This is a genomic window from Tissierellales bacterium, from assembly GCA_025210965.1.
Classification (GTDB): Bacteria; Bacillota; Clostridia; order Tissierellales; family JAOAQY01; genus JAOAQY01.
In genome coordinates this window covers 21,419-40,943 of sequence record JAOAQY010000226.1, presented here as the reverse complement: position 1 = coordinate 40,943, position 19,525 = coordinate 21,419, and the positions used below count along the sequence as shown (strand labels likewise).

15 protein-coding genes and 1 other annotated feature are annotated in these 19,525 nt (G+C 32.3%); of the genes, 2 read left to right on the top strand and 13 right to left on the bottom strand.

Translation table 11 applies throughout. The features are described from left to right. From N4A40_16370 to N4A40_16345, 6 genes are all read right to left on the bottom strand, one after another. A partial coding sequence (locus tag N4A40_16370) for a class I tRNA ligase family protein (protein MCT4663429.1) occupies positions 1–804 on the bottom strand: 804 nt, incomplete at its 3' end. Positions 805–884: 80 nt separating this feature from the next. Further along, positions 885–1,104: a binding site (T-box leader), on the bottom strand. A gap of 91 nt (positions 1,105–1,195) precedes the next feature. Then, positions 1,196–2,527 (bottom strand): serine protease, encoded by a 1,332-nt coding sequence (locus tag N4A40_16365; protein MCT4663428.1) that lies wholly within the window; start codon positions 2,525–2,527, stop codon positions 1,196–1,198. A 14-nt stretch (positions 2,528–2,541) separates the two neighbouring features. Further along, entirely contained in the window at positions 2,542–3,819 is a 1,278-nt protein-coding gene (locus N4A40_16360; GenBank protein MCT4663427.1) for a SpoIIE family protein phosphatase, read from the bottom strand. 50 nt (positions 3,820–3,869) lie between these two features. Then, on the bottom strand, positions 3,870–5,030 hold the full coding sequence (locus tag N4A40_16355; GenBank protein ID MCT4663426.1) for an NADP-dependent malic enzyme: 1,161 nt from the start codon (positions 5,028–5,030) through the stop codon (positions 3,870–3,872). Between the two features lie 71 nt (positions 5,031–5,101). After that, a complete protein-coding gene (locus tag N4A40_16350) occupies positions 5,102–6,298 on the bottom strand; it encodes an FprA family A-type flavoprotein (protein ID MCT4663425.1) in 1,197 nt (398 codons plus the stop codon). Positions 6,299–6,412: 114 nt separating this feature from the next. Then, the gene (locus N4A40_16345) at positions 6,413–7,651 is read right to left on the bottom strand and encodes a 6-phosphofructokinase (GenBank protein ID MCT4663424.1); all 1,239 of its coding nucleotides are present in this window, start codon (positions 7,649–7,651) and stop codon (positions 6,413–6,415) included. A gap of 480 nt (positions 7,652–8,131) precedes the next feature. On the opposite strand from N4A40_16345, the gene N4A40_16340 reads away from it, so the two are divergent. Beyond that, a complete protein-coding gene (locus N4A40_16340) occupies positions 8,132–8,407 on the top strand; it encodes a hypothetical protein (GenBank protein MCT4663423.1) in 276 nt (91 codons plus the stop codon). Here N4A40_16340 and N4A40_16335 read toward each other — a convergent pair. From N4A40_16335 to N4A40_16305, 7 genes are all read right to left on the bottom strand, one after another. Further along, positions 8,396–9,496, bottom strand: coding sequence for an AI-2E family transporter (locus tag N4A40_16335; GenBank protein MCT4663422.1), 1,101 nt, complete (start codon positions 9,494–9,496; stop codon positions 8,396–8,398). The two genes, N4A40_16340 and N4A40_16335, sit on opposite strands and share 12 nt — an antisense overlap. 52 nt (positions 9,497–9,548) lie before the next feature. Further along, complete coding sequence (locus N4A40_16330; protein MCT4663421.1) at positions 9,549–10,610, bottom strand: DNA polymerase IV; 1,062 nt, start codon at positions 10,608–10,610, stop codon at positions 9,549–9,551. Between the two features lie 121 nt (positions 10,611–10,731). After that, positions 10,732–12,066, bottom strand: coding sequence for an FAD-dependent oxidoreductase (locus N4A40_16325; GenBank protein ID MCT4663420.1), 1,335 nt, complete (start codon positions 12,064–12,066; stop codon positions 10,732–10,734). Positions 12,067–12,233: 167 nt separating this feature from the next. Next, complete coding sequence (trmB, locus tag N4A40_16320; protein ID MCT4663419.1) at positions 12,234–12,875, bottom strand: tRNA (guanosine(46)-N7)-methyltransferase TrmB; 642 nt, start codon at positions 12,873–12,875, stop codon at positions 12,234–12,236. Between the two features lie 33 nt (positions 12,876–12,908). Then, the gene (locus tag N4A40_16315; GenBank protein ID MCT4663418.1) at positions 12,909–13,340 is read right to left on the bottom strand and encodes a hypothetical protein; all 432 of its coding nucleotides are present in this window, start codon (positions 13,338–13,340) and stop codon (positions 12,909–12,911) included. Between the two features lie 136 nt (positions 13,341–13,476). Next, on the bottom strand, positions 13,477–14,115 hold the full coding sequence (locus N4A40_16310; protein ID MCT4663417.1) for a class I SAM-dependent methyltransferase: 639 nt from the start codon (positions 14,113–14,115) through the stop codon (positions 13,477–13,479). Next, a complete protein-coding gene (locus N4A40_16305) occupies positions 14,051–18,367 on the bottom strand; it encodes a 2-hydroxyacyl-CoA dehydratase (protein ID MCT4663416.1) in 4,317 nt (1,438 codons plus the stop codon). The genes N4A40_16310 and N4A40_16305 overlap by 65 nt, the downstream gene beginning before the upstream one ends. A 296-nt stretch (positions 18,368–18,663) precedes the next feature. On the opposite strand from N4A40_16305, the gene deoD reads away from it, so the two are divergent. Beyond that, the gene (gene deoD / locus N4A40_16300) at positions 18,664–19,362 is read left to right on the top strand and encodes a purine-nucleoside phosphorylase (protein ID MCT4663415.1); all 699 of its coding nucleotides are present in this window, start codon (positions 18,664–18,666) and stop codon (positions 19,360–19,362) included. Positions 19,363–19,525 lie beyond the last annotated feature (163 nt).

Sequence of the window (19,525 nt, the reverse complement as noted above, 5' to 3'; positions counted from 1 at the left end):
GCCTTCTAAAACCTTATCAGCTAATGTTTTTGCTACATAATAAATATTCTCATCTGAAGCCTTAACTTTTACATAGTCTTCTTCTGGATGAACTGCTAATGCAACATTTGCCGCAAGTGTCCATGGAGTCGTTGTCCATACTAAGAAAAACTCTTCTGTATCTTTTTTCTTGAATTTAGCTGTAACTGTATTTGACTTTATTTCCTTATATCCCTGTGCAACTTCGTGTGATGCAAGACCTGTACCACATCGTGGGCAGTAAGGTAATATTTTGTGACCTTCATAAATGTATCCTTCTTCAAAAAATTTATTTAGAATCCACCACTCTGTTTCAATATAGTCATTGTTTAATGTGATATATGGGTTATCTAAATCTACTTCATAAGCCATACGCTTAGTCATATCTCTCCACATACCTTCATAAGTGAATACTGACTCTTTACACTTTTCGTTAAATGCTCCGATTCCATAATTTTCAATTTCTTGTTTGTCGCTAAGACCCAATTGTTTTTCAACTTCGATTTCAACAGGTAAACCGTGAGTATCCCATCCAGCCTTACGTCTTACATGGTATCCTTGCATAGTTTTATAGCGAACAACCGAATCCTTAAGTGTTCTTGAAATAACATGGTGAATACCTGGACGACCATTTGCAGTAGGTGGTCCATCATAAAATACATAATCATCATTATCTTTTCTTGTTTCCATCATTTTATCCAAAATCTTCATATCTTCCCACTTTGAAGATATTGCTTTTTCTGTTTCTTTAACTGTCTTTTGAGACAATTGCTCAAACTTTGCCAAATGACTCACCCTTTCTCTTACTACTTCTACTCATTTTCTATAAAGTTCCTATATGAAATAAAAAAGTCCTAAGTCAAAAGACTTAGGACGATATATTCGCGGTACCACCTAAATTACAGATATAAACTACAATCTGTCACTTAAAAAGCTTAACGCGCTTCGACGAAATCACTTACTAAAATACTTCAGCGATTCTGCTCCGAGATGATCTTCCTAAAACGATTGATTGCAATCTCTCACCAATAAATTGCTTCTCTGTAAATGCCTCAATTTTAGTACTCTTCTCTTCATAGCATTTAATACGATACTCTTTTAAGCACCATTTAAATTTTGTATACTCCTAAAGAATATATCAAAAGCTTATGTTTTGTCAAGATGTTTTTGTTATTATTTATTCTTCTTTTTCTTCATTCGAATAAAGCTCTCCGTATACACTTTGATAATCCTCTTCTGCCTTTTCAACTTCATATGGATTATTGAGCGTACTATTTATAGGCGGCTTTTTCGGCTTAGTAGAATTATCCTCTGAACCTGTTTTCTTCTTCAATTGTTCTGCTTTTTGCTCAGCTACATCATAGGTTTTTGAAAATAAATCTTTTGTATATTCTTTGACTGAAAGCTGGTTTTTTATAGCATATTTATCTATAAACGCTCTTATCTCAATAGTATCTATGGCAAAATTCATTTCTTTTTCTCTGTATTCATCCACCCATCTAAACATATTCATTCCTATAAAATGACCTGAAAAATCAATTATCAAACTACCACTGCCAGAACCATATATTTCTTCTTCAGTATAAAAATACTTTGCTCCATTTATAGTCACTTTGTCGCCAATTCTTCCATCATCAACATCAAAAACTACATCCCTTAGTCTTTCTCTATTTCTTATACTAGCAACTCTATCTCCAACACCAAAAGATTCTCCCATGGCAACAAATGGATACCCCTGACTTGGAGGTAATTTCATAAGAGCTAGATTTAAATCCTTATCATACGTAACTAAACTTAGTGGATAACTTTCTGTCATAGTTTCATTCTGACCATCATAAATATAAAGTTTTCCAGTCGTTCTATCTTCATACCTGCTTATATTCTCATAAGCCGTAATAACATATCCATAGTGATTTATTATAACTCCACTAAATACACCTTTTCTATTTTCTAATAATACAAGCGCTCTTCTAGCCATAGACAATTCTTGTAAACTCATAGAATCGCCCTTATCCTTTACTACATACAAATTATTAGGCTCAGGCTTTCCAACAAAACTTCTATCCCCTAACTGTACTAACGGTTGCTCTATCTTCAAATATCCTTTGAAAAATAAATCTTGTCCAATAACATATTCTAAAATTTCACTCTTGTACTCAGATGAAACATTTAAAAATATAGTTTCATTTTCAGGTGTTATAAGTGTCAATTTAAAATCACCACTTTCTGCATTTTGAACAACATCTTTTATACTTCCTTCTGCCGTTACTTTTACATAAGTGTCTTTCAAATTTTCTTTTTTTAATGAGTTAAAATTTTCTTCGTAATCACTGACAAACGATTCATAAACTTTACTCTCAGAAGGGTCTTCGCCTGTAACGTCTAAGATACTCTCAGCTTTTAGCTCTGGATCGCTCAATCCTTTAATTGTTGAAAATATTACTGTTGTCCAAAATCCAAGAATTCCTAAAATCGCTAATATCAGCAATATCCACTTCATTTTTTTCATAAAAACACCTCAATTTACTTTATTTCAAATCCCAAGCAAGTACAATCATCTTTTCTCTTGTCTCTAGATATGGGTAATGTTCTTTGTAAATAATTCATCCTATTTTCGAGACCATTTTGCCTAAATACTTGAGTAATTAATTCTGTATTTGCAAAAACATTCTCAAGTCCATCTGTGTAAAAGAAATACTGATCTTTAGGTTCTATTTCAGATATAAATACTTCAAAATTGGTATCATCAAACATTCCTAAAAATGCGCCTCTATTAATTTTCTTTGAAATTTGTCCGTCATTTTTAGCTATAACAAATTCGTTTATTCCTGCGCTACTAATCGATACTATATTGTTTTCAAAATTAAATTTGAAGCAAAGTGCTGCGACATAATTATCATCTAGGTACTTTCCTATTTCGCCATTTATATAATTCAATATCTCAGCTGGTTCTTTACTACTTTCTAGACTCTCTTCAAACAAAATCTTCATAGCAGAATTAAATAGTGCAGCTGAAATACCTTTACCCATAACGTCTCCAAGAATTCCGACTACTTGATTCTCTGCAATTTTTTTCAAATAATAAAAATCTCCGCTAACAACATAATATGGAACATAAATTGCTTTTGTCTCCAAATACTTTTTCAATCCAAAAGGTTTTTTTATTTGATTTGTCTGAAACTGGGCCGCTCTTCTAAGTTCTTTTAGCTCTTGAGTTGTCTCTTTTATAAGTATATAATCACAAATATTTTGCTTCCAAAGTATTTTTGAAAGATATGCACTGACTTCAATGACCTCTCCTCTTTGAGTACTAAGCTTCATCTCAAAGTGTGATTTATTTAGCTTATTGTCTTCTTTAGCCCATTTATCAATATATGCTCTAATTTGACCTCTAAAAAATTCTATGCTCGATTCAGCCTCTTCTGAACTATTTGTAATTTTGATTATTATATCTTCAAATGCTTTATTCAAAAAAACAATCTCTTGGTGATTTATTATCATAACAGGCTCTTGCATACGACTAAGTACATCCCTAAATCTGATCTCTTGAGCCTCTATATAGCTTAACTTCTCTTCTAACTCATTTTCTAATAAGTTTTTTTCTCTATTATGCATCGTATAAATTAAAATTATATTTCCAATAAGCAACGGTAGCGCTATAAAACACATTATACCAGATACGATTGCATGATTTTTAGTAGACATTACCCCACTAATAACGCTATATATCAAGAAAATTAACAAACTAATTTGAATACCATAAGACAATCCCATCATCCGTTTCATTTTTTTATCTTTCATTGGTTTTATCAACTCCATTTGCTAATTATATAATATTTCTAATATAAATTTTATTCTTTGTCCAATATAGCTTGATTGTAAACCGCTTCCGAAACTGCTTTTACTACTCTTTCATCAAGCGCATTTGGAAGTATGTGATTTTCATCTAAACAATCTTCTTGTAAATCAGCAATGGCTTTTGCTGCCACCAATTTCATTTTATCGCTTATCTCAGAAGCTCTAGCATCTAGTGCGCCTCTAAATATACCTGGAAATGCAAGGACATTATTTACTTGATTTTCATAATCTGATCGTCCAGTTCCAACAATCTTAGCACCGCCTTTTTTTGCTAATTCTGGCATGATTTCTGGTGTTGGATTGGCCATTGCTAACACAATCGAATCTTTGGCCATATTTTCTATCATTTCCTTAGTCAATAAATTCGGTGCGCTCACCCCTACAAATATATCGGCATTATTAAGTGCTTTCTCTAGACTTCCTTCCAAATTTTCTCTATTTGTAAACGACGTTAATTTTTTTTGATGCTCTGAACCGTCAGTATTTGATGCATTTAATATCCCCTGTAAATCGCAAACTAATATGTTTTCAAACCCATATTTGTATAGCATATTAGTAATAGCTGATCCTGCCGCCCCTGCTCCATTTACAACCACTTTAACATCTTCTTTTTTCTTATTTACCACTCTAAGTGCATTAATCAAAGCTGCCAATACAACAATAGCTGTTCCGTGCTGATCATCGTGAAATACTGGAATACTCAACTCTTTTTTTAAACGTTCTTCAACTTCTACACATCTAGGCGCACTTATATCTTCTAAGTTTATTCCTCCAAATACAGGTTCTATACGTTTAACCGTCTCAACTATTTCATCAACATCTTGCGTATTCAAGCAAATAGGAAACGCATCTACATCAGCAAACTTTTTAAACAATGCAGCCTTTCCCTCCATTACAGGAATCGAAGCTTCTGCTCCTATATTTCCAAGACCTAGTACTGCCGAACCATCAGTTATTACTGCTACCGTATTTTTCTTTAATGTATAATTGTATACCTCTTCTTTATTATCTGCAATTACTCTGCACGGAGCAGCTACTCCTGGCGTGTATACTACACTTAAATCATCTCTAGTTTCAATTGGCATTTTGCTCTCTACACTCAACTTACCACCATATTGCTTATGTCTTTTCAAACTTTCTTCATTAAAATTCATTTTATATCGTCCTTTCTAAATGCGAAAAAATCAAATTATTTAGGATTTCTAAACAATTTGATTTTCTCATTCTAAGCTCTTAACGACTTCAATTTATCGGCCATAGCTCTAGCTATTTCTTTTGCTTCATTTCCGTCTTCTTCTTTCAAAGCACCTTTAAATTCATTAGGCTCATGAACCATTTCCCATTTTATATTTTCTGCAAATTTCTGTAGATTTTTAACTCCTCCACCACTCCAAGCATAAGAGCCAAATATCCCTAATAAATGTTTCTTCACTCCAAACAATTCTATTTCTTTCAATAAGTGTTCTACAGTAGGAAACATTGCAGTATTATACGCACAGCTACCAACTATAAAACCTTTATACTTAAATAAATCACTTATAATATATGACATATGTGTTTTTGACGCATCATAAACCTTGACGTTTTTGATGCCTTGTTCTACCAATTCTCTAGCTATTATATCTGCCATTTTTTCTGTATTGCCATACATAGTTCCATATACTATTACGACACCTTCTTCTGTATCGTATCGACTCCACTTATTATATTTTTCTAATAAGTATCCTAAATTAGATCTCCAAACTGGCCCGTGAGCTGGTGCTACCATTTTTATTTCCACATCACTTAATTTTTTTAGTGCTTTTTGAACCATCGCTCCATATTTTCCAACTATATTAGAATAATATCTTCTCATTTCATTCTCATAATAACTCAAATCTATCTCATCATCGAACAATGCTCCATTAATAGCTCCAAAGCTACCGAATGCATCTGATGAAAACAGTATTTTTTCAGTTTCATCATAAGTCAGCATTGTCTCTGGCCAGTGAACCATAGGTGCTGTATAAAATCTTAATTTGTGATAACCTAAATCTAATAACTCTCCATCCTTCACTTCATGTAGGTTAGACTCTAAAAAATAAAATTGCTTTAACATTTCAAACGTTTTAGCATTTCCTACAATTTTCATGTCAGGGTATTCTCTAACCAATGCAGCTATACCACCTGAATGATCTGGTTCCATATGGTTTACTATTAGGTAATCTACAACTCTATCACCAATAACGCTCTTTATATTTTCTATAAATTCTTCAATCTTGCTACGTTCAACCGTATCTATCAATACAACTTTATCGTCATCTATCATATATGAATTATATGAAACCCCTTTAGGTAGTGGCCACATATTTTCAAATAAAGCCAATCGTCTGTCATTAACTCCTATATAATTGACACGCTCTGACATTTTTATTCTTTGCATGATTTTTCCTCCTTTGGATTCAAATAAATACTCTATTCAATTCCACTTTATTATAACGGTTTTGGATACAAAAATCAATTGATAGAATTTATTTTTGTATTCATTACAAAAAACTTACATATCTAATTTGTCCATCTTCAATTTAGCATATTGAGGTAATCCATTTTTATGTGGTATGTCATTTTCGCCACAAATAAGTGGTCTCATGTACTCTATGCATTCATCAGTTACAAAATTTCCCTCTTCATTAATCCAATGAGTTGGTATCATCTTCTCTTTGTTTGCAACCTTGCTCACATCTACTAAATTCATCTCGCACTTATACTCTGGTTCTCTGCTGCATTTATAAGCAACCATTTTTCCGCTATAACCCTCTAGCGCAAATTTAACACCAGCTCGCCCTGCGTTTTCTGCTTCTTCTATATCCGTTTTTGACGTACAATGAGCTGCCGCTCTTTGAAGAACATCAAATTTTATAACTTTTACTCGCTTCTCTATATTAGTTTGGACAAATTCTTTAAGTATTTCTCCTACTCCTCCTAATTGAACGTGACCAAATTGATCATGTCCTCCAATACCATTTCCTACTGCAGAAATATAGTCGCCATCAGAATTTTTAATTCCCTCTGATGCAACTATTACCACCTTACCTCTTTTTTCTAGCTTAGCTTTAACATCGCTTTTAAATTTATCAAAATCGAAAACGGCTTCTGGTAAATATATTAAATCAGGACAATTATCATAATCTTCACTAGCTAATGCTGCTGATGCAGCAAGCCATCCTGCATTTCTTCCCATAGTTTCAATTATTGTAACAATATTTTTATCATAAATCTCGCCATCATAAAAAGCTTCTATAGTGCTTGTTGCTATATACTTCGCTGCACTACCAAATCCTGGGCAATGATCAGTTTCTGGTAAATCATTGTCTATAGTTTTAGGAATACCTAAAATTCTAATATTCGAATTAATTTCTTTTGCATACTTACTCAATTGATCAACTGTGTCCATTGAATCATTTCCACCAACATAAAAGAAATATCCTATATCTAGTGCTTCAAAAACTTCAAATATTTTATTATAATCACAATCAGTTTCCTCATAGTGATTCAATTTATATCGACATGAGCCCAATGCCGATGCAGGAGAAGTTCTTAATTTCTCTATTTCACAATCCTCTTCGTTTGCAAAGTCAAATATATGATCGTCCAATACCCCTTTTATACCATTTTTCGCACCCATAACTCTATCTATAGAGTCTGCTTTCTGAGCTTCTCTAACCAATCCATATACCGATGCGTTAATTACACTTGTCGGGCCTCCCGATTGAGCTATCAAACAATTTTTTTTCATGATTTCATCTCGTCCTCTCTATTTCTAACTTTGAACCTTTTATATTTTACCACATTCTTGTGACTCAGAGCACATTTTTATCGTTTTTTTAGTTTTCATTTATAAATTTACATAAAAAAACTGCAGATGTCTTCAATCACAAACCCACCCACAGTAAATTCTTATTATATTCAGCCTAAAAAGAGAATAAACCAGATGGGCTAGATCTGGTTTATCATGACGGGAAATATCATGTGTAAGATAGTATTTGCAATTAGCAATTATCTCACAATTAAATTATATAGGTTTTGGTGTCAAATTTCAACTTATTTTAAGATTTTTTTATTTTTTATCATTTTGATCAAATTTAAACATGATTTTTCATCAAATATCAATTTAAAATTATTTACAATTACATTTAATAAAATTTTAGGGTATAATTATATTATATAATTTTCGTAATCTTATCGTATTTACAATGTTTGTTTGAGGTGGGTTGTTATGGACGACATTATTTATTATATTTCAATCGACTATGATCTAGGTTCTGATTTAAGCAAAAAGTTGCTATTATTTAACTTTGAGCATAGCCGTGACTTAGTTCTCGAAAAGATAGATTTATTTTTTACACTCGATGATGATTCAAAGAGGTCAATTCAAAATGTATACAATGATTCAACTGGTGCAAGAATATATCTTAGAAATATAAAATCAGTTATAAAAATAGGAACTCTTTCCTATACTTCAAAAGAAGAATTTAGTGAATTACTCAGCTAGATTCTTCTTTTCTATTTTTTCTTCTAATTCTGCATAATCCGATACTAAATCTATTATCACCGCTGCAATAGGAACCGCAATTAGCATTCCCCATACACCCATAATATTTCCTCCAACTAAAACAGAAACTATAATCCAAAATGGTCCTACCCCTACTTTATCTCCTAATATCTTTGGTCCTATTATTAAACCATCAACCTGCTGTAATATCAATATATATATAGCAACCATGAAAGCTTTCATCGGACTATAAAATAGCGTTACAATTACAACCGGAATAGCACCAATAACAGGTCCAAAATAAGGTATCATATTTGTTATTCCAAGAAGAATCGCAAATAGAATAGCATATGGTACTTTCATAATCCACATTCCTATAAATGCTATAAATGCTATTATACTTGAATCTAAAACTTTACCACCTAAATAACTTAGAAAAACTCTATTTGATTTGCTAAGAAGCGAGGTCACTTTTTTATATTGTTCCTTTTTCATAATTTTTGAAAGTATTTTACCACTATTTTTCAAAAAATCATCCTTTTGCACTAAAAAGTAATATGCTATTATAAGTCCCATAAAAAAGTTCATACTTCCCTTAGAAATCCCTGCTGAATTTTCAACTATACCTTTCAGTACTGCATTTAATAGCTCTAAACTTTTCCCATTACTATCAGTTAAAAATTCCATTATTTTTGACTGTATGTCAAACTCATTTAAAATACTATAGTTTTTACTTAATTTTGTAATAACTTCAATAACTTGATTCTTGAAAGCTGGAGCATCTGATATCAAATTACTTATGCTAGTTGCTAGTGCTGGTAACAATGTAATTATTGACATCACTACAATTAGTACTATTATCAAAAAAACTAAAGCAACTACTTTTTTTCTCTTCCACTTTGTCTTTGATATCATCGATTTTATAATAGGCTCTATAAGATATGCCAGTATCAATCCTATTACTATAGGTGATACAACTTGTAATACGTAGCTAAAGCCCATCTGAATCTGTCCAAAATTAACTATGAAATGATAGCAAATAATTAGCAATATCCCTGTAAGCAACGCTTTTTTATTTATCTTTTCCATCTAAAAAACAATCCTTTCTCTTGCTTAACTTTATTTGATTATATAACAATAACTATTCGAAATCTACAAAAGATAATTGCCTAATACCTAAATCTTCTAAATTTGATACCGAAACACCCAATAAACGCACTCTTTTCTCAAAATTTATTTGCTCAAATATTCTTTTGACCGCATTCAAAATTTCCTTTTCCTCAGCTAACCCGCAAGGAAGTGTTCTACTTCTCGTTTGATTTTCAAAATCTTCATACTTATATTTTATAGTAATTGTTTTTGCAGATAAATTTTTCTTTTTTAAAATTTCTTCCACTTCTATTGTACATTCTTCTAGTTTTGACCATATTTTATTTCTATCCGATAAATTTTCTCTGAGTGTACGCTCTACACCAATTGACTTTCTCTCATACTTTGTTTTTATTTTCCTACAATCAATTCCTCTAATTTTATTATAAATTTCCAAACCATAATTTTCTCCTAATATAAATATTATTTCCCTTTTAGACAACTTATACAAGTCTTCAACTACCCCAATGTTCATTTTATATAATTTCTCAGCAGTCTTTTTTCCTAAGCCATGTATTTTAGATATTTTCATTGGAAATAGTAATTCAGGAATCATATCAGGTGTTATCATAAATGTTCCATTTGGTTTATTCCATTCTGATGCCAATTTAGCTAAAAATTTATTGTATGAAATCCCTATCGAGAGTGTCAAACCGGTATTCTCAAACACATCTTCTTTTATCTTTTTAGCAATTAGTATTGATGACTCAGCATTTTCATCTAATTCTAGGTAAGCTTCATCTATAGACACTTTTTCCATTGATTTTGCATATCTGCTTAATATTTTAAATACCCTTCTCGAATAATCGCTATATAATTTGTGATTTCCGTTCAAGCATATTGCATCTTTGCACAATTCTTTAGCCTTATACATTGGCATCGCTGAATGTACACCGAATAATCTAGCTTCATAGCTACATGTAGCTACGACGCCTCTGTCAGACTGACCACCAATTATAACAGGTTTCCCCTTCAATAGTGGATTTTCATTCTGTTCAACAGATGCAAAAAAAGCATCTAAATCAACATGCAATATCCTTCTGTATCTTCCCATAATCACATCTCCCCAAAATCACTTAATTCAATTATACTATAAAAACAGTAATCGAACAAGCGTTCTGTTCGGTTTCAAAAAAGATACAAGGATTAGATATCCTTGTACCCTAAAATAAAAATTATCCTTGTAATGTCTTAAGACCTGCTACATTTAATAAATTCCATGGCTTACTATAATGTGGCTGGAAGAAGAAATCTACAAAAGCAAGTTCTTGCATTGTCATTTCATTCTGGATACAAACTGAAACAGTATTCATCATTTGAGTCAAATCCGCATGTGATACAATCTGCGCTCCCTTTATTTTACCTGAACCTTTTTCATAAACCATTTTAAGTCTAGCCATTTCATGTGTAGGCATAAATTCTGGTCTGTAGTGATCTTCCACTACAACTGTTTCATATGCTACATTAGCTTCTTTAGCCGCATCTTCAGTAAGTCCTGTCGATGAAATATTCAAATTGTATATCTTTATTCCCGAAGTTCCTTGTGTGCCTAAATACCTCACCTTATTATCAACCAAATTATATGCTGCTAGTGTACCCATCCTTATAGCATTAGTCGCAAGAGGTATATATCTATTTTCCCCAGTAGGATTGTATATTACAGAACAAGCATCTCCGGCTGCAACTACGTCTGGATGACTGGTTTTCATGTACTCATCTATTATTATTGCACCATTTGGCAATTGATTTAATTGACCCTTGAATAAATCAGTATTTGGTCTAAAACCTATGCAAAGTACTACCAATTCAGCTTCATGAGTTTCTTTATTTGTAACTACATGTGTAACTTTTCCCTCTTTGCCTTCAAACCTCTGCACAAGTTCTCCAAGTGCAAGTTTCACACCATGTTCTCTAAATGTTCCTTCAGCCATATCAGTATACATTTCATCTAGATACCTACTTAATATTCTTTCTTGAGCATCTATCAACGTAACGTTTTTCCCATTTTGTTCAAACGCCTCTGCTAATTCAACACCAATATATCCCCCTCCAACAACTACTACATTATCTATCCCCTTTGATTTCTCTATAATCGCCTTCGCATGATTATAATTTTTGCACAATTGGATATTTTCTAGATTAATATTTTCAATTGGAGGAACTACTGGCCAAGACCCAGTAGTTATTATCAATTTATCAAAAACCTCCTTGCTTACTTTTCCATTATCTAAATTTTTAACTTCAAGATATTTTTCATCTAAATTCGCTTCCACTACATCGTGTTTCATCTTTGTTTCAACACCTAATTTTGCAAGTTCTTCTGGTGAACTGTAAAACAAACCCTTTGAATCTTTTATAACGCCTCCTACGTAAAGTGCTATTCCACACGACAAAAATGATATATTATCATTTCTTTCATACACTGTAATTTTTGCATCTGGATAAAGCTCTGCCGCATTTAATATAGCTGCCGTTCCTGCATGAGTACAACCTATAACTGCTATTTTCATAGAATCCACCTCTTCTTTTTTGTAATGGTTTTATTTTTGATATCATTATATACTTATCATCTTTTCTTTTCAAGCCTATTTTACCCCAAACTATTGTTTTTAAAACAAAAAAAGCAGAGCATTTAAGCTCTACTTTTAAATTACATATTCATAAATTTTCCAATTTTCTATTTTGTCGCAATTAGTTTGTTTATATTTTTCCCTCTTTCAGAAAACTTCTTTTCATATTCAGTCATGATATTATCTTTGCTAAACTCACTAGAATGTAAATCGCGAGTAACAAGTTTCATATTCCAGCCATTATATTGCAACTCTTCTAGTGAAAATTGAAACAAATCATCATTATCCGTTTTAAAATGAAGTTCTCCTCCTTCTTTTAAAAGTTTCTCATATTTTCGCAAAAAAGTATGATAAGTAAGCCTTCGCTTTGCATGTTTTTTCTTTGGCCATGGATCAGAAAAATTCAAATAAATTCTGTCTAAACTATGCTGCTCAAATAAATCTATTGCCTTTCCTGCATCTGAATGCACAAATCTAAAATTATCTAGCTCTTCAATCTCGTCATCTAATAATTTCATACCTCTAACTATAACTTTAGAATTCCACTCAAATGCCAAATAATTATTTTCTTTATGCTTCTTAGCCATTGAAGAAAAATATCCACCGTAACCTGAACCAAATTCTACATGTACTGGCTTATCATTTCCAAATATTCTTGTAATATCTTTTTCATACTCTGCTAATTCCTTTATAACTAAAGGATGTTCCCTCATCATATCATGAGATGAACCCACATGTCTAAGTCTCATACATTGCCTCCCTACTTCTGTTACAAACAAAAATCATAAATCTATCGAATTTTCTATTGCCTGTCTAATACTCCAAATATGCGCCTCGTAATTCAATTGTATCATAGCTTCTGACGGTGACAACCACATCAGATCACTTTCTTTAATATCCTCATCTGATACCTCACTCATGTAGAAATAACTTTTGAGTTTTAAACTTTCTGGCTCATTAAAAAACGTAACAGCCTTTTCTATATATTCTAAATCACTTATCTTAATCTTATAGTCCCTAATAAACTGCTCTTGACATTTTCCAACCTGACTATCTAAATCTGATGAATCTATCGGATAACTAGGTAATATACAGTCTCCATCTTCACTATTTCTAAGAACCGCAATACAACCTCTTCTATTAAACAATACTAAACTTAATTCTTTTTCGACTTCATAAATCTGATTTTCTATTTTGATGCCAAAAGTTCTCATAATTTACTCCTCCCAAATATATAAGTCACTACTGTATATTTATCCTAAATTCTACAAATTATTCGCTTTTGTTTAATTAGTACTAATTTATTAATCGTAAATACTCAATATTAAAATCTAAAATGAATAGTTTATATTAATTTTTCTTTTGATTTACTATCACCACTTCTCGGACTCCATTTTTAGAAATTGTAAAATGAATTATATTATAATCACTCAGCAAAATACGTATTTCCTCATTGGTATAAAATCTCCATATCATACCAGATCTATTTCCCTCATTGTATTTCAAACTGCCATCATCTAAAACATCATGTTCTATCGACAAATTCTGATTATTTATTCCATCAAAACTGATATAGATAAGTCCGCCCATTTCAACAGTTCTAGATATTTCATCCAATGCTCTTTTTGCCTCTGCTACTTTTAGATAATTCAAAACCGATCTTACAATCATTCCCTCAAACATATTTTCTTCAAAACTCAAATTACATATATCCTCTTCGACATATTCTTTATGTGTTAAACCCATTTTCCCCAAAATATTTTCTGTCAATTCTATTGCACTATTTGATATATCAAATCCAGATATTTCAAAACCATTCAATGCTAAAATAATACTATATTGTCCAAATCCACACCCTGCATCACATACTCTTTTTATGTTGTACTTTTTGAAATAATCAATAAAAATGCACTCGATGTCTAATCTAATAATTGAATCTAGCTCTTTGCTTTCCATCCTCTGCCACATTTTTTCCCAAAACTTCTTCATTTTGCGCCCCCATTGCAATTTGATTTCTTTTATTCATTTTATGAGCTGTTGACATCATCAATTTCAGTCTATTTAGCTGATTAACCTCACTTGCTCCCGGATCATAGTCAATAGGAGCAATATTAGAATTTGGATATGCTTTCTTTAAACACTTTATCATACCTTTTCCTGTCACATGATTTGGTAAACACGCAAACGGCTGAATACAAGCTATATTTTCTACCCCCGACTCAATCAGCTCTATCATTTCCGCTGTTAAAAACCATCCCTCTCCCATTTTGTTACCTGTTGACAAATATTTAGTGGCTTTTTGAGCCATATATTTTATATAATGTGGCATTTCAAATCTCTTACTGTTTTTAAGAGCACTTCTAAGAGGCTTTCTATACCTTTCAATAAATCTAATTAACAGCTCTGCCGTCATCATTCCCTTAAAGCTTCCCCCTAAAAGTTCATAGTTAACATGACTGCTATAGGCTGTGTATAATACAAAATCTATTAAATCCGGTACCACTACTTCTGCTCCTTCTGATTCTAAAACATCTACTATGTCATTATTAGCTGTTGGATGATATTTAACCAAAATCTCTCCAACTACTCCAACTTTAGGTTTACTTTCAAACTCAGTTACTTCTAATTTGTCAAAGTCTGCGACCATATCATAAACATTTTTAACATACTCACTCCATTTACCTCCACGCTCTAAATGATCTAGGCACTTATCTACCCAGTACTGATAAAGCTCATTTGTGCTGTCTTTTACCTTCTCATAAGGTCTGACTTTATACAATAATCTCATAAGCAAATCACCATATAATGTTCCCATAAGCATATTTCTAATCATTTTGTACGTAAGATTAAATCCTGGATTTGGTTCTAGTCCAATTGCATTTATAGATATTACTGGTATATGTTCTAACCCTGCATCTTTCAATGCTTTCCTTATAAATGCTATATAATTTGTAGCACGGCATCCACCACCAGTCTGACTTATAACTAGTGACGTATTTTCCAAATCATACTTACCCGATTGAAGAGCCTGCATCATTTGACCTGCAACTATTATCGATGGATAACAAGCATCGTTGTTTACATACTTTAAGCCAGTTTCTATAGCCTCTTTATCAACCGCTGGAAGTATTTCTACTTTATATCCTCCAATATCAAAGCCTGGTTTTAAAAATTGAAAATGTATCGGAGACATTTGAGGTACCAATATAGTGTGTCTTTGTTTCATATCAGCTGTAAATAATTTTCTTTCAGTGTTTTCATATATTTTTTTGGGTTCAAAACCTTTTTCATCTCTTTCATTCATGGCTGCAAGAAGTGACCTAAGTCTTATCTTGACCGCTCCTAAATTACTAATTTCATCTATCTTTACTACTGTATAAATCTTATCATACTTCTCCAATAAATCTTGTACTTGATCTATTGTAACTGCATCTAATCCACATCCAAAAGAATTTAGCTGAATAAGTTCTATTTCTTTTTGCCTTGAAACATACTCAGCTGCCGAATACAATCTAGTATGATACGTCCATTGATCAACCACTCTAATCGGCCTTTCTATACTTCCTAAGTGTGCTATTGAATCTTCAGAGAGAACTGCTACATCAAAAGAAGTTATTAGTTCTGAAATACCATGATTTATCTCCGGGTCAACGTGGTATGGTCTACCAGCTAGAACTATTCCCTTCATTTTATTATTTTTTATAAACTCTAACGCTTTTTCCCCTTCATGCTTTATATCTTGTTTATACCTATCGTATTCGTCATATGCACTTTCCAATGCAGCATCCATTTCTTTTGAGCCAATATTATACTCTGATAATACGTCCATCAATCTTTTTTTAAGTATTTTTTTATCAAATATCGGTAAAAAATCTTTATAAAATTTAATGCTTTCATCTAGGTTTTCCATATTTGCTTTTAGTGTCTCTGGATATGACGATACTATAGGACAATTGTAGTGGTTACCTGCATTACTATCCTCTATATGATTGTATGGTATACAAGGATACCATATAGTATTAATTCCTCTTTCTATAAGATTTTCCAAATGCCCATGTGCTAGTTTTGCTGGATAGCATACTGATTCTGATGGTATGGATTCCATGCCATTCTCATAAATTTTCTTACTAGATCTAGACGATAAAATCACTCTAAATCCAAGTTCTGTAAAGAAAGAAAACCAGAAAGGATAATCCTCATACATATTTAGTACCCTAGGCATCCCAATTTCGCCTCTTCGAGCAGCATCCTTAGATAGTGGTTTATAGTAGTTAAACAATCTATCATTCTTGTATTTGTATAAATTTGGAATTTCTTTACTTTTTATCTTTTCTATTCCAAGTCCTCTCTCACAGCGATTTCCTGTTATATAATTACTCCCATCAGAGAAATTATTTATAGTCAACAGACAATTGTTTCCACAAAGTCCACAGCGTTTCATCTCTGTGTTAACCGTGAAACTTTCTAACTGTCTCGAATCAAGCAAACTAGATTTTGATAATTTAGCCCTCTCTTTTGCAATAATTGCAGCTCCAAAAGCACCCATAAGCCCAGCAATATCCGGTCTTACAACTTCTCTACGAGTAATTTTCTCAAAACTTCTAAGTACAGCATCATTGTAAAATGTCCCGCCTTGTACTACTATATGCTTGCCAAGTTCTTTTGGGTCTCTTATCCTTATTACTTTATAGAGCGCATTCTTAATAACCGACATAGCTATCCCCGCCGATATATCATTTACATTAGCTCCTTCTTTTTGCGCCTGCTTCACTCTAGAATTCATAAATACAGTGCATCGTGATCCTAAATCTACCGGTGATTTAGCTTTTACACCCATTGATGCAAACTTTTCTATATCTATTTTGAGTGATTTTGCAAATGTCTCTATAAAAGATCCACAGCCCGAAGAACAAGCTTCATTTAACATTATAGAATCTATTATTCCACTTCTTATTTTCAAACTCTTCATGTCTTGCCCACCTATGTCAATAATAAAATCAACATTTGGCTCAAAATACTTAGCAGCTTTGTAGTGAGATACTGTCTCTACTTCTCCAAAATCTACTTTGAGCGCTGCTTTTATGAGATGTTCTCCATATCCAGTTACAGCTGAAGCAACTATTTGTGTTTTAGAATCTATTTTTCTATATAAATCCTTAAGTGCTGATACTATGGTTTTCAGTGGATTTCCTTCATTACTTCCATAGTAATCATACAGTAGCTCATTATCTTCATTTATGAGAGCTAATTTGGTAGTAGTACTTCCAGCATCAATTCCCAAAAACGCCTTACCTTCATAGTTTTCCAAACTACCCCTTTTTATTTTAGCTTTTCTATGTCTATGAGAAAATTCATTATATTCCTCATCATTCTTGAATAATGCTTCAAGGTTTTTTGCCTCTCTATTCGTCTTCTTAAATAAATTTGGCAGTTTGTCATAAAATAATTTAGACTCTAAATTTGAGCCCTCTTCTCTAGCTATATTCGCAGCCCCTAATGCCACAAAATACTGTGCATGCTCTGGGAAAATAATTTCATCATCACTTAATTCCAATGTATCTATAAATCTATATCTTAATTCACTTAGAAAATGAAGTGGTCCTCCTAAAAATGCCACTCTGCCTCTTATTGGTTTTCCACAAGCAAGACCACTAATCGTCTGATTTACTACAGCTTGGAATATAGATGCTGCTAAATCCTCTTTCTTCGCTCCATCATTTAATAATGGCTGTATATCTGTCTTTGCAAAAACTCCACATCTTGAAGCTATCGAATATATCGTTGTACTTTTTTTAGCAAGTTCATTAAGTCCCATGGCATCAGTTTTAAGTAAACTAGCCATTTGATCTATAAATGCCCCTGTACCACCCGCACAGGTTCCATTCATTCTCTGCTCTAAACTAGTCTCGAAATAAGTAATCTTAGCATCTTCTCCTCCTAGCTCTATAGCAACATCTGTTTCTGGTATCAAGATTTCTACTGCTCTAGTACTTGCAACTACTTCCTGAACAAACTCTGCATTCAACCTCTCTGCTACACCAATTCCAGCCGATCCCGTTATCATTATTTTCATATTAGAGTCTTCTAGTAGCTCTCTAACATCTGAAAACAAATCCGCAACCGCTTTTTGTATGTCTGAATAATGCCTTTCATATTTTTGAAAAACAACTTTACCATAATCATCAAGCACAACTATTTTTACAGTTGTAGAACCTATATCCATTCCTATATTGTAGTTCATACTTTCACCTCATTCAATCTCGTTGAATAAAATTTCCATACTGCCACTTGTTAGATTTATTCAGCGTCTTAATACTTCTATTCTAGTTAAGCAAATTTCCTATGTCAATCAAAATATTATATACATAATATATGCTTTTCATATATTATATATTATACTATTTCCATTATCAAAATTCATTTGTTTCTTCTAATTATATTTTGGGTATGATATAATGTAATGATATTCATATAAGTTCATTATTTATAAAGTTTCAACTTTTATGATATCTAATATTTTTAAGGAGGTGCTCTTTTATGAGTACACATATTAACGCTAAAATGGGTGATATCGCCGAAACAGTACTGCTTCCTGGAGATCCTTTGCGTGCAAAATATATTGCAGAAACATTTTTAGATAACCCTGTATGTTACAATGAGGTAAGGGGTATGTATGGATTTACAGGTACTTACAATGGAATAAAAGTTTCAATACAAGGTACTGGTATGGGTATACCATCTATGTCTATTTACGTAGAAGAATTAATTCAATTCTATGGAGTTAAAAATGTAATTAGAATAGGTTCTTGTGGTTCAATACAAAAAGATATAAAAATAAGAGATGTCATAGTAGCTATGAGTGCATCTACTGATTCTAGTATAAATAAATTAAGATTTGATGGAAGAGACTTTGCTCCAACTGCTAATTCAGATTTATTTATGAAAGCAATGAACAATGCTATCAATAAAAATCTAGCTGTAAAAGCTGGAAACGTTTTAACTCATGACTTATTCTACCAAGATGATCCTAACGAATGGAAACGCTGGGCTGATTTTGGTGTATTAGCTGTAGAAATGGAAACAGCTGGTCTTTATACTTTAGGTGCTAAGCATGGTGTCAATGCACTTTCAATATTAACTGTAAGTGATAGTTTAATAACTCATGAAGAGACTAGTTCCGAAGAAAGAGAAAAAACATTTAACGATATGGTTGAGTTAGCTCTAAGTCTTGCATAATTTAATGTTTTTTTGATAAATAATTTAAAATATTAAAGCATCCGTGATTTTACAAATAAGTTACGGATGTTTTTTTACGAACTTTTCAGATAGAAAAGGTTTTCCCATACGTAATCATACGAATCCCATCGCGTTTTTGTTTATTTTAATACGTTTTTTGTTG

Bases quoted from the DNA above. Each gene is read 5' to 3' on its own strand.
- N4A40_16345 (MCT4663424.1), bottom strand. From the start codon at position 7,651: ATGAAAAAAAATTGTTTGATAGCTCAATCGGGAGGCCCGACAAGTGTA.
- N4A40_16330 (MCT4663421.1), bottom strand. From the start codon at position 10,610: ATGGGAAGATACAGAAGGATATTGCATGTTGATTTAGATGCTTTTTTT.
- deoD (MCT4663415.1), top strand. From the start codon at position 18,664: ATGAGTACACATATTAACGCTAAAATGGGTGATATCGCCGAAACAGTA.
- N4A40_16310 (MCT4663417.1), bottom strand. From the start codon at position 14,115: ATGAAGAAGTTTTGGGAAAAAATGTGGCAGAGGATGGAAAGCAAAGAG.
- trmB (MCT4663419.1), bottom strand. From the start codon at position 12,875: ATGAGACTTAGACATGTGGGTTCATCTCATGATATGATGAGGGAACAT.
- N4A40_16360 (MCT4663427.1), bottom strand. From the start codon at position 3,819: ATGAAAGATAAAAAAATGAAACGGATGATGGGATTGTCTTATGGTATT.
- N4A40_16355 (MCT4663426.1), bottom strand. From the start codon at position 5,030: ATGAATTTTAATGAAGAAAGTTTGAAAAGACATAAGCAATATGGTGGT.
- N4A40_16350 (MCT4663425.1), bottom strand. From the start codon at position 6,298: ATGCAAAGAATAAAAATGTCAGAGCGTGTCAATTATATAGGAGTTAAT.
- N4A40_16305 (MCT4663416.1), bottom strand. From the start codon at position 18,367: ATGAACTACAATATAGGAATGGATATAGGTTCTACAACTGTAAAAATA.
- N4A40_16325 (MCT4663420.1), bottom strand. From the start codon at position 12,066: ATGAAAATAGCAGTTATAGGTTGTACTCATGCAGGAACGGCAGCTATA.
- N4A40_16365 (MCT4663428.1), bottom strand. From the start codon at position 2,527: ATGAAAAAAATGAAGTGGATATTGCTGATATTAGCGATTTTAGGAATT.
- N4A40_16340 (MCT4663423.1), top strand. From the start codon at position 8,132: ATGGACGACATTATTTATTATATTTCAATCGACTATGATCTAGGTTCT.
- N4A40_16315 (MCT4663418.1), bottom strand. From the start codon at position 13,340: ATGAGAACTTTTGGCATCAAAATAGAAAATCAGATTTATGAAGTCGAA.
- N4A40_16335 (MCT4663422.1), bottom strand. From the start codon at position 9,496: ATGGAAAAGATAAATAAAAAAGCGTTGCTTACAGGGATATTGCTAATT.